The following is a 10,822-nucleotide window of genomic DNA, read 5'->3' as shown; positions in this document are numbered from 1 at the left end:
CAACGAAACCCTGCGCTGCGTGCCGGCCATCTACGCGATGAAGGAATAACAACGCGGCCGCCTGCGGCCTGCGTTTCCCGCCGCCGGCATCCTCGGGTGCCGGCGTTCTTTTTTCTCTGGAGTGCTTTCCATGCAACAGATCGCCCTGGCCGTGATTGGCGGTACCGGTGTCTACAACCTGGCCAAGCTTGACGACGTGCAGACCCACGAAGTCGACACCCGCTTCGGCAAGCCGTCCGGCCCGGTGCGGGTCGGGACATTGCTCGGTCATCGCGTGGCCTTCCTTGCACGCCATGGTGAAGGCCATTCGTTGCCGCCGCACAAGATCAACTACCGGGCCAACCTGGCCGCGCTGCAGCAGATCGGTGCGCAGCGGGTGCTGGCGCTGAACACGGTCGGTGGCATCGGTGACGATTTCGGGCCGCGCGTGCTGGCCTGCCCGGATCAGGTAATCGATTACACCTGGGGCCGCATCAGCACGATCTGCGAAGAAGAGGGCACCGACGTGGTGCACGTCGACTTCGGCCATCCGTATACGCCGATGCTGCGCAGCAAGATCCTGGCGGCGGCGAAGGTGACCGGTGTGAAGGTCCACGATGGCGGCTGCTATGGCGCGACCCAGGGCCCGCGGCTGGAAACCATCGCCGAGATCGCGCGCATGCGCCGCGATGGCTGCGATCTGGTCGGCATGACCGGCATGCCCGAAGCGGCGCTGGCGCGTGAGCTGGGGCTGGATTACGCCTGCCTGGCGATCGTTGCCAACTGGGCCGCCGGGTGCGGTGATGGTGAGGAGATCACCATGGCCGAAGTGCTCGCCAATGTGCAGGCCGCCAGCAACGGACTTCCGGAACTGGTCGGCGAATTGGCGCGGGGGTGATTGTCTTCGCGTAACAAGCTTTGCATACTCAGCTTGTGCGCGGGTTCAGCGTACACCACCCATTCATTGCATAAGGTCACGCATCACCATGCCGAACGGTACCGTCAAGTGGTTCAACGACGCCAAGGGATTTGGCTTCATCTCGCCGGAGGACGGCAGCGCCGACGTCTTCGCGCACTTCTCCGCGATCAACTCCAAGGGCTTCCGCAGTCTGCAGGAAGGCCAGAAGGTCACCTACGACGTGACCCAGGGCCCGAAGGGCGCCCAGGCCTCGAACATCGTTCCGGCCGAGTGATCCACTCGATAGTGCGTTGAAAACCCCGCTTCGGCGGGGTTTTTTTTGCTGGCCGTGAAGATGCTCTTGCGGCGGGAGCGCCTGTCCTTGCGTGCGAATGTCCCCCGGCGCCGGCCTGCGGCCATCGCCTCCTCCTTTACTGCGCACGCAAGGACAGGCGCTCCCGTTGCGGAATCGCGCGCGCCAACAGAGGCCATGAAAGCTGAGCGCTGCCACCATTGGCGGCTCTCCTGCGAAGTAAAGGAGGAGGCAGCCGCGCAGAGGCTGCCGGGGGACATTCGCAGGAGAGCCGGCAGTGGTGGCGGAGCCCGGCACATCTGCTCGGAAGAGGGGCAGCTGATGTACCGCCCCTGCGCCGATGGCACAATGCAGGCATGACGGAACGACTGCGCATCGCCGTGATTGGATACGGCACCGCTGGCCAGGCATTGGCCATCCTGCTCACCCGTGATGGCCACGAGGTGGAGATCTTCGAACGCGTGCCGACCCCCGGGCCGGTGGGTGCGGGATTCCTGCTGCAGCCCAGCGGACTGCAGGTGCTGTGGCAGATGGGCCTGCTTGAGGCCGTGCGTGGCTACGCCATGCCGGTGCGACGGCTGTATGGCGATACGCCGTGCGAGCGCGCGGTGATGGACATGGGCTATGACGGCCTGGATGCGCGACTGCACGGCATGGGCATGCAGCGCGGGGCGTTGTTCTCGGTGCTGGACCAGGCGCGTGAAGGCGCCGGCGAGCTGCACGTGGGCACGACCATCGTCGAGGTCGATCACCAGCAGGGGCGGCTGCGCGACAGCGACGGTCGCACGCACGGACCGTTCGATCTGGTGGTTGCCGCCGACGGCGCCGCCTCCACGCTGCGCAACGCCGTCGACGGTGGCGCGGCGCTGGACCGGGTGTACCCGTGGGGCGCGCTGTGGTGCCTGTTGCCGGCCGAAGACTGGCCGCACATGCAGCAGCTGCGGCAGCGCTACGTCGCCGCGCGCAAGATGATCGGCCTGCTGCCGGTGGGCACCCGACCCGGTGACGACACGCCTCGCCTGAGCTTTTTCTGGAGCCTGCCGCGTGCGGATTTCGACCGCTGGCAGGGCGACGGCATGGCGCCGTGGCTGGAAGAACTGCATGCGCTGTGGCCACAGGCGGGCGCGCGCTTCGCCCATCTGCGCGACGCCGGTCAGCTGGCGCGTGCGGTGTACCGCGATGCCGTGATGAAGCGTTGGCATCAGGGGCGGCTGGTGCTGGCAGGCGATGCMGCACATGCGATGAGCCCGCAGCTGGGGCAGGGCGTGAACATGGCGCTGCTGGATGCACTGGCACTGCGCGACGCGTTACGCACCCACGGYGGTGGCGAACCGGCATTGCAGGCCTACCAGGCGCAACGACGTGCGCATGTGGCGGTCTATCAGCGCTGGAGCCGCTGGCTGACGCCGCTGTTCCAGTCCGATCGCGATGCGTGGGCAAAGGCGCGCGATGTGCTGCTGGGGCCGATGGGACGACTGCCTGGCGGGCGTGGGCACATGCTGCGCGTGCTCAGCGGCACCCAGCACGGATGGCTGGGCGCGTTGCCGCTCGATCCGGCATTCATCCAGGCGCTTGCCGCTGCGCCCCTGCCGCTACAGGGCGTGGAAATGCCGGCCACCGCGTGAAGCCTTTCGTTACGGCACTTAACGATTGCCTCACCCCGTATGTGCGACAAGAGATGAGCACGCGGCAGCCGCGTCGCCCGCTTTCCTTTTCGTGATCGATCATCGCGTGGCCCGGGTGGCGCCGCCGTCGTTGCCTGCTGCGGCCCGGATGCGCCGCACGATGCACGAGGAGGATGCCATGTTGTTCGCGGTCGAGAAGCTGGAATCGGAAATCTGCAAGCTGCGCGGTCTGCTGCGGATGCTGCACGAGGACCAGCCCGACGTACTGGAAGATGTGTTCGAGTTTCATGTCGGCAGTCTGATCAGCCACGCATCACCGGAAAGCCACGGCCATATCCGCGCCTGCGCGCAGGAAATGCTGATGGCGATACAGGCACTGCCGCGCCACGCCGACGAGGCGACGCAGGATTTCAGCCTGATGCACGGAATCGCCGCCCGCCCGTCGTAATCCCGCGCAGGTCTCGACGCGTCAGCGAACCGGTAGCGGCACTACGCTGTCTTCCACACAGGCGAGCAGCTGTTCGCCCGGCGCCAGTACAGGCACCACACCGGCGGTGAATGCCGAGAATGCCGGCAGGATGGTCACGCCCTGGCGCAGCCAGAACGCGGGGAAGCGCCGACGCAGTGCCGGCAACGCAACCTGCGGATGCACATGGCCCGCCAGCACGTGCGCGGAGGCATCGGCCAGCGGCTCGTGCCGCAGCAGGAACGGTCCCCATCGCGCGTCGTCATGCATCTGCACCTGCAGCGCCGCCTTCGGCAGATCCCGGTCGTGATTGCCGCGCACCACGTGGATGTCCAGCGCCGCGTGATGTTCGCGCCAGCCAAGCCATTGCTGATACCAGGCCGCGCGATGCGCCGGGCCGTGCAGGACGTCGCCGAGAATCCACAGTTGTCGGCACTGGTGCGTGGCCACCAGGTCCTGCAGGCGCTGCAGGTCATTGCCGGTGCCGCCCGACGGCAGGGCGATTCCCGCACGCCGGAACACGTCCGCCTTGCCCAGGTGCAGGTCGGCGATCAACAGCGCGCGCTGCGCCGGCCACAGCAGCGCCCGGCCGCCGAGCAGAATCATCGACTCACCTCCCAGCTGCAGCGGAAGATCAGCGGCCATGGCGGCGCTCCAGCTGCTGCGCGGCACGCTGCACGCGCGTGCGCCAGTCTTCATTGCTGAACTGCCCACGCAGGCGTTCGGCCCACAAGGGAAATGCCAGCGGGGTCAGTGATGAGGGCCGCTGAAGGGACAACGAACGTGTGGCGATGCGTACCAGCACTTGCTGCAACCCGGGCAGGTCGAGGCTGTCGTGCAGTACTTCCTGCTCGGCCAATGCCAGCAGCAGATGCTCCGGGTCGTGCTCGCGCAGCACGTCATGCAGCAGTCCGGCGGAGGCCTGCAGCTGGCGCAGCGAGCGTGGCATGCCACCCGGCAGGCTGGGTACCAGCAGGCCCGCTACGCGCGCGATGCCGCGGAACTGGCGGCGCGCCAGCTCGCCCAGGTTCACCGCTGCGCGCAGGTCCTGCAGCAGATCGCCAGCATCCAGCATTGCCCGCCAGTCCTGTTCCTGCAGATCCACCGGCGTGGCCGGAGCGAGCACCAGGCCATGGTCATTCACTGCATAGCCGATGCTGTTGCGTTGCCGACGGGTGCAGCGAAGGGCCAGCAGCGCGGCCAGCGCTTCGTGCACATGGCGGCCCGCAAAGGGATAGACGAACAGGAACTGGCCTTCGCGTCGGCGCACGTTTTCCACCAGCAGGTGGTCGGGCGATGGCGCCGCAGACAGCTGCGACTGCAATGCCAGCAGCGGTGCAAGCCACCGCGACTCCGCGCTCTGGTCGGCGCCTGACAGCACCTTTTCCAGTTCGCGGCCCAAGGGCATCGACAGTGGCAGTTGACCGCCCTGCCAGCGCGGTACCACGCCATCACCACCACCGCGCGCCACGCGCACGAACGCGGTCATGTCGCGAAGCTGCACCAGCTCCAGCAGCCGCCCCGCAAACTGGAAACGGTCGCCGCGGCGCAGGCGGCTGGCGAACTGCTCTTCCACCGCGCCCAGGCTGCCGCCACGCAGGAACTGTACGCGCACGCTGCCGTCGCTGCTGATGGTGCCGATCGACAGCCGATGGCGCAGCGCCTGGCGGCGATCGGGCATGCGGTACACGCCGTCGGCATCGCGTACCACCTTGTGGAACTCCGGGTACCGGGACAATGCACGTCCGCCCTGCACGATGAAATCGATCACCGCATTCCACTGTGCGTCCTCCAGCGCGGCGAAGGCATGCGTGCCACGGACCTGTTCCAGCAGTGCATCGGCGTTGAAGCCGCCCGCCAGCGCGCGGCTGACGGCGTGCTGGGCCAATACGTCCAGCGACAACGTGGGAGGACGTCGCGCTTCGATCACCCCGTCATGCAACGCGTGCCGGGCCGCCGCGTACTCGGCCAGTTCCAGCGCATGGCTGGGAATGCACAGTATCTGGCCGCTGGCACCGGGCCGATGACGTGCACGCCCAGCGCGCTGGCGCAGGCGCGCCACGCCCTTCGGGCTGCCCAGCTGCAGCACCTGGTCCACTTCCGGAAAGTCCACGCCCAGATCCAGGCTGGAGGTGGCCACCACGCAGCGCAGCGTGCCCGCACGCAGTCCGTCCTCGACCTGCTGTCGCAGCGTGGGATCCAATGATCCATGGTGCAGGGCGAGCGTGCCGGCATCTTCCGGCCACACGGCTGCGAGGGCCTGGTGCCACAGTTCCGCCTGCGCACGGGTATTGGTGAAGAGCAGGCTGCTGCGTGCACGGAACAGCGCGTCGAGCACGCGCGGAAGCTGGGAAAGGCCAAGATGCCCGGCCCATGGAAAGCGTTCGCCGGGTTCGGGCAGCAGGCTGCGGATCGTCACCGGCCGCTGCCGTGCACCTTCCACGATCGTTGCCTGTGGACGGTGTGGCAGCAGTACGTCGCGTGCCTGTGGCAGGTTGCCCAATGTGGCCGACAGCCCCCACAGCTGCATCGCCGGGGCTGCCTCACGCAGCAGCGCCAGATTCAACTGCAGCAGCACGCCGCGCTTGTTGCCCAGCAGTTCGTGCCATTCGTCCACCACCACGCAGCGCAGTTGGCGCATGCGCTCAAGGGTGTCGGGATAGCTGAGCAGCAGCGCCAGCGACTCCGGCGTGGTGACCAGCACGTCGATGCGACCTTCGCGGGCCAGGCGCCGGTCGCGGTTGCTGGCATCGCCGCTGCGCAGCCCCACGCGCCAGCTCAGGCCAAGGCCGTCGATCGGTGCCTGCAGCGCACGTGCGGTATCGCTGGCCAGCGCACGCAGCGGCGTTACCCACAGCACCTGCAGCGGGCGTACCGCGCTGGCGCGACGCGGTGCGGGGGGCGGGTCGAGCATCGCCTGCAACAAGGGGCCGCCGAACATGGCAAGGGTCTTGCCGCTGCCGGTGGGCGTGTGCAGCAGGCCAGATTCGCCCGCCAGGTAATGACGCCACATGGCGTGCTGGAAGGGCAGGGGGCGCCAGCCGCGGCTGCCGAACCATGCGTGCAGGCGCTGCAGCGCATCGCTGCGCTTCATCGCGCCAGCGCCTGCAACTGGGCCAGGTGGTCGGCTTCGGCAGCCGGCTTGTCGTGGCGCCAGCGCAGGATGCGTGGAAAGCGTACGGCGATGCCGGACTTGTGGCGCGCGCTGCGGTTGACTGCTTCGAAACCAAGTTCGAACACCTGTTCAGCACTTACGCTGCGCACCGGGCCGAAGCGTTCACGCGTGTGCGCGCGGATCCAGCGGTCGAGGGCGAGGATTTCCTTGTCGTCCAGACCGGAATAGGCCTTGGCTACTGGAACCAGTGTCTCGCCGTCCCAGACGCCGAAGGTGTAGTCGGTATACAGCGTGCTGCGCCGACCATGGCCTGCCTGCGCGTACAGCAACACCGCATCGATCGTGAGCGGTTCGACCTTCCACTTCCACCAGTCGCCACGGCGACGCCCGGACTGGTAGACCGAATCACGACGCTTGAGCATCAGCCCTTCCACGCCACGCTCGCGCGATGCTTCGCGCAGCTGCGCGGCATGCTGCCAATCGTCGGCGTCTACCTCGGGCGAGAGCTGGATGCGCGGATCGCCGAGCGCGCCGACCACCTCGGCCAACTGCACGCGTCGCTGCTGCAGCGGCAGTGCACGCAGGTCCTCGCCGTCGCGTTCAAGCAGATCGTAGGCGAGCACGCGTACCGGCGTGTTGCGCAGGGTGGCGGCGCCGGGTTTGCGGCGCTGGATGCGGGTCTGCAGGGCGGTGAATGCACGCGGCAGATTGTCGGCGTCGTCCCATGCCAGCAGCTCGCCATCGAGTACGCAGCCATCGGGCAGAGACGCTGCCGCCTGCTCGATCTCCGGGAAGCGACCGTCCAGCCGCTCTTCGCCGCGCGACCACAACGCCACCTCACCCTGGCGCCGCAGCAGCTGCAGGCGGATGCCATCCCACTTCCATTCCAGCAGCCAGTGGCTGATGTCGCCCAGCCGCTCGGTAGGCTCGCCTTCCAGCGGCGAAGCGAGGAAGAACGGGTAGGGCTGCTGACGATCGGTCGGCAGTTCTTCGGCAGACAGCAAGGTGGTAAGCAGGCCGGGGGAGGGCACCCAGTCGCCGAGCATGCGCTGGGCGATGCGGGCGATATCCAGCCCGGACCACTCGGCCAACGCCTGCTGCACCACGCGCTGCGATACGCCAACGCGCAGCGCGCCGGTCAGCAGCTTGTTGAAGACCAGGCGTTCGGCCGATGCCAGCTGTCGCCAGCCGTCGACTACGGCGGCACGACGCACCGGCTCCGGCTGGTTGGCAACGGCAAGCAGGTGGTGTTCGATCCAGTCGGCCAGAGGCCGATCCTCGGCTTCGGTGGCCGGATCATCCAGCAGCAGGGTAAGCGTTTCAGCAAGGTCGCCGACCTGCGCGTAGCTGTCTTCGACCAGCCAGGGGGGCAGGCCGGATTCGTCGGCGATCCACGCCCGCAATTCGCCGCTGCCGGCAATCTTCCGCCGCGCGCCGCCCACTTTGCCGCCGCTGAGCAGGTACAGCGCCCATGCTGCGTCATGCGGGCGTGCGTGCTGGAAGTAATCGATCAACGCCGCGCGCTTGTCCAGCGTCGCCGTGCTGCGATCCAGCCGCTGGTAGAGCGCGGCGAAGGCCTTCATTCCTCGCCTCCGAAATCGGTGCGGAACGCTTCGGCCGCAACGCCGCGTTCGCGCAGGTACGGAATCAACGCATCGGTGTTGCCGTGGGTGGCAATGACCCGCTGCGCGCCGGTCTGGGTGATGGTCTGCAGCAGCGCTGGCCAATCGGCATGGTCGGAGATCACAAAGCCACGGTCGACGTTGCGCCGGCGGCGGTTGCCGCGCAACTGCATCCAGCCCGAGGCGAAACCGAGCTGGTGACGGCCGAACCGGCGCAGCCACGGCGTACCGGCGGCCGAGGGCGGGGCCAGGATCAGCTGGCCGGCCGCATCGGGCTGACGCCCCTGTTCGGCAACGGTGAGCGTGTCGAGCATGGGCACACCGGCCTGGCGATAGACGGCCACGCCGTTGGCGATGGCGCCATGCAGCCAGGCAGGCTGGTCATCCACCGCACGCAGCTCGGCAAGCACGCGTTGCGCCTTGCCCAGCGCATAGCAGAGCAGCACTGCCGCTTCGCCCCGCTGCGCGCACTCGCGGCGCCAGGCGGCGATCTCGGCCGCCACGGCACGGGTATCGGGCCAGCGGTAGATCGGCAGCGCAAAGGTCGCCTCGGTGATGAAGGTATCGCAGGGCACCACTTCGAATGCAGTGCAGGTGGGGTCGGGCTGGCGCTTGTAGTCGCCCGACGCCACCCAGACCTGCTCACCATCGTCGATGCGCACCTGCGACGAGCCGAGCACGTGGCCGGCGGGATGCAGCGATACCTGCACCCGGCCCAGCGCGAACGGCACGCCCTCGGCATGCGCGTGCAGCGGCACATCGCCCAGGCGCCAGCGCAGGATCGGCACGCTGCCGGTGCTGCAGTGGTACTCGCCCATGCCCGGACGCGCATGGTCGCCATGGCCATGGGTGATGACCGCGCGCGGTACCGGCCGCCAGGGATCGATATGGAAATCGCCTGCCGCGCAGTACAGCCCTTCCGGCCGCAGTACTACCAGATCGTCTTTGCCTGCCATGCCGTCACTGTGGCGGTCCGGTCGTGCACGTGGCGAGAATCGGCCTGAACGCGGGGTTGCCGGGCGATACGGCACAATCGGACCGCACACCTCTTGCCGGCGGGGAAGGAACCGATGAGTGGACCGAGCTTCAACAGCAGCGCCCCCTACGAAACCCATGTGGTGCTCAACCAGCCGCCGCCGTTCGCCGGCCGGCAGCTGTGGACCGACGACATCGCATTGATGGAGGCCGTGCAGCGCGAGGGCGCGGCGGCGTTCGCACCGCGGTTGGCGGCGTACGGAGGACTGGCCGGCGACGCGCTGTACCGCATCGGCTTCGACGCCAACCGAGATCGCCCACGCCTGCGTACCCATGATGCGCAGGGCCATCGCATCGATACCGTGGAATTCCATCCGGCGTATCACCAGTTGATGCAGACGGCCAAGGAACATGGCGTGGCAGGGTTGTCCTGGCACGAGCCGCAGCCCGGCGCGCATGTCGCGCGCGCTGCGCTGAGCTACCTGCACCACCAGGCCGAGGCCGGCACCAGCTGCCCGTTGACCATGACCCACGCCGCGGTAGCCGTGCTGCGCGGGCAGCCGCATCTGGCCGAGTGGTCGCGCAAGGCCGCCGCACCGGTATACGACCCGCGCGATGTGCCAGTGGCCGACAAGGCCGGCATCACCCTGGGCATGGGCATGACCGAGAAGCAGGGTGGTTCGGATGTGCGCGCCAACACCACCCGCGCCGAACCCATCGACGGCGAGCGCTATCGGCTGATCGGCCACAAATGGTTTTTCTCCGCACCCATGTGCGATGGCTTCCTGGTACTGGCGCAGGCGCCGGCCGGATTGACCTGCCTGCTGATGCCACGGCGCCTGGCCGACGGCGATCGCAATGCATTCCGCCTGATGCGCTTGAAGGACAAGCTGGGCGACTGGGCCAACGCATCCAGCGAAGTGGAGTTCTGTGGCGCACAGGCCTGGCGTGTGGGCGAGGAGGGACGCGGGGTGGCCACCATCATCGGCATGGTGATGATGACCCGGCTGGACTGCATGCTGGGCGCTGCGGCGGAAATGCGCATGGCGCTGGCGCAGGCGCTGCATCACGCGCGGCATCGGCGCACCTTCGGCAAGCCACTGATGGACCATCCGCTGATGGGCAACGTGCTGGCCGATCTGGCGCTGGAATCGGAAGCGGCCACGGTGCTGGCGATGCGCATCGCACGCGCGGTCGATCGCGCTGGCAGCGATCCGGCCGAGGCCGCGCTCGCGCGGCTGGGTACGGCCTTGGGCAAGTACTGGATATGCAAGCGCGCACCTGCGTTCGTCAACGAAGCGCAGGAATGCCTGGGCGGTGCCGGCTACGTGGAGGAATCGATGTTGCCGCGGCTGTACCGGCAGGCACCGTTGAATTCGATCTGGGAAGGCAGCGGCAACATCCAGTGTCTGGATGTGCTGCGCGCGCTGGCGCGCGAGCCGGAGGTGCTGGCGGCGCTGCACGGTGAACTGGAGGCGGTGGCCGATCGTGATGCGCGTTATGCGTCGGCACTGCAGCAGTGGCGCGATGCGGCGGCGCCGGAGGAGGCACAGGCACGGGTGTTCTGCGAACGCACTGCCTTGCTGCTGCAGGCCGCGCTGTTGCTGCGTGCACGCAGTCCAATGGCCGAAGCGTTCATCCGCAGCCGGCTGCACGGCGAGCATGGGTTGGCATTCGGCACGCTGCCGGCGGGGTTGGATGTGGCGGCGATGCTGGCGCGTGCGCTGCCGTAGGTGACGGCCAACGGCGAAGCCCCTCATGGTGGGCGGCGCAGGAGCGTGGGCAGGGCCGCGCGGGTGGGCTGCGCAGGGGGCGCCGTAAATACGACC

Annotated in this window: 9 protein-coding genes; 5 read left to right on the top strand and 4 right to left on the bottom strand. The window is 68.0% G+C overall.

The window, feature by feature from the left end:
* Window positions 1-130 precede the first annotated feature (130 nt).
* From AC1DJN_RS17000 to AC1DJN_RS16985, 4 genes are all read left to right on the top strand, one after another.
* Window positions 131-877, top strand: coding sequence for an S-methyl-5'-thioinosine phosphorylase (locus tag AC1DJN_RS17000; RefSeq protein WP_025879179.1), 747 nt, complete (start codon window positions 131-133; stop codon window positions 875-877).
* Window positions 878-965: 88 nt separating this feature from the next.
* The gene (gene cspE / locus AC1DJN_RS16995; RefSeq protein ID WP_019183439.1) at window positions 966-1,172 is read left to right on the top strand and encodes a transcription antiterminator/RNA stability regulator CspE; all 207 of its coding nucleotides are present in this window, start codon (window positions 966-968) and stop codon (window positions 1,170-1,172) included.
* Window positions 1,173-1,546: 374 nt separating this feature from the next.
* Window positions 1,547-2,815, top strand: a complete 1,269-nt coding sequence (locus AC1DJN_RS16990; protein ID WP_033831732.1) for an FAD-dependent oxidoreductase — start codon at window positions 1,547-1,549, stop codon at window positions 2,813-2,815.
* A 178-nt stretch (window positions 2,816-2,993) separates the two neighbouring features.
* Entirely contained in the window at window positions 2,994-3,263 is a 270-nt protein-coding gene (locus AC1DJN_RS16985; RefSeq protein ID WP_025879177.1) for a hypothetical protein, read from the top strand.
* Between the two features lie 21 nt (window positions 3,264-3,284).
* On the opposite strand, the gene pdeM is transcribed toward AC1DJN_RS16985, so the two are convergent.
* From pdeM to AC1DJN_RS16965, 4 genes are read right to left on the bottom strand one after another with little or no spacing between them, the layout of a single operon-like run.
* Window positions 3,285-3,926 carry a ligase-associated DNA damage response endonuclease PdeM gene (gene pdeM, locus AC1DJN_RS16980; RefSeq protein ID WP_282280605.1) on the bottom strand — a complete coding sequence of 214 codons (642 nt, stop codon included), beginning with the start codon at window positions 3,924-3,926 and terminating at the stop codon, window positions 3,285-3,287.
* Window positions 3,916-6,375, bottom strand: a complete 2,460-nt coding sequence (locus AC1DJN_RS16975) for a ligase-associated DNA damage response DEXH box helicase (protein ID WP_442252215.1) — start codon at window positions 6,373-6,375, stop codon at window positions 3,916-3,918. The genes pdeM and AC1DJN_RS16975 overlap by 11 nt, the downstream gene beginning before the upstream one ends.
* Window positions 6,372-7,979: an ATP-dependent DNA ligase gene (locus AC1DJN_RS16970; RefSeq protein WP_025879174.1), complete on the bottom strand. Its 1,608-nt coding sequence runs from the start codon at window positions 7,977-7,979 to the stop codon at window positions 6,372-6,374. The genes AC1DJN_RS16975 and AC1DJN_RS16970 overlap by 4 nt, the downstream gene beginning before the upstream one ends.
* Window positions 7,976-8,974 (bottom strand): ligase-associated DNA damage response exonuclease, encoded by a 999-nt coding sequence (locus AC1DJN_RS16965; protein WP_032977105.1) that lies wholly within the window; start codon window positions 8,972-8,974, stop codon window positions 7,976-7,978. Before AC1DJN_RS16965 ends, AC1DJN_RS16970 begins: the two co-directional genes overlap by 4 nt.
* 114 nt (window positions 8,975-9,088) lie before the next feature.
* Here AC1DJN_RS16965 and AC1DJN_RS16960 point away from each other — a divergent pair, with 114 nt between their 5' ends.
* Complete coding sequence (locus tag AC1DJN_RS16960; protein WP_180830857.1) at window positions 9,089-10,726, top strand: acyl-CoA dehydrogenase family protein; 1,638 nt, start codon at window positions 9,089-9,091, stop codon at window positions 10,724-10,726.
* Window positions 10,727-10,822 lie beyond the last annotated feature (96 nt).

It is taken from the genome of Stenotrophomonas sp. 05L414_2, assembly GCF_056397905.1.
The sequence above is the reverse complement of the archived record's forward strand: the minus strand, read 5'-3'. Positions and strand labels throughout refer to the sequence as shown.

What these genes read in the sequence shown, in the direction of transcription:
- AC1DJN_RS17000 (WP_025879179.1), top strand. Translation starts at nt 131, where the DNA reads ATGCAACAGATCGCCCTGGCCGTGATTGGCGGTACCGGTGTCTACAAC.
- AC1DJN_RS16985 (WP_025879177.1), top strand. Translation starts at nt 2,994, where the DNA reads ATGTTGTTCGCGGTCGAGAAGCTGGAATCGGAAATCTGCAAGCTGCGC.
- AC1DJN_RS16960 (WP_180830857.1), top strand. Translation starts at nt 9,089, where the DNA reads ATGAGTGGACCGAGCTTCAACAGCAGCGCCCCCTACGAAACCCATGTG.
- AC1DJN_RS16975 (WP_442252215.1), bottom strand. Translation starts at nt 6,375, where the DNA reads ATGAAGCGCAGCGATGCGCTGCAGCGCCTGCACGCATGGTTCGGCAGC.
- pdeM (WP_282280605.1), bottom strand. Translation starts at nt 3,926, where the DNA reads ATGGCCGCTGATCTTCCGCTGCAGCTGGGAGGTGAGTCGATGATTCTG.
- AC1DJN_RS16965 (WP_032977105.1), bottom strand. Translation starts at nt 8,974, where the DNA reads ATGGCAGGCAAAGACGATCTGGTAGTACTGCGGCCGGAAGGGCTGTAC.
- AC1DJN_RS16970 (WP_025879174.1), bottom strand. Translation starts at nt 7,979, where the DNA reads ATGAAGGCCTTCGCCGCGCTCTACCAGCGGCTGGATCGCAGCACGGCG.
- cspE (WP_019183439.1), top strand. Translation starts at nt 966, where the DNA reads ATGCCGAACGGTACCGTCAAGTGGTTCAACGACGCCAAGGGATTTGGC.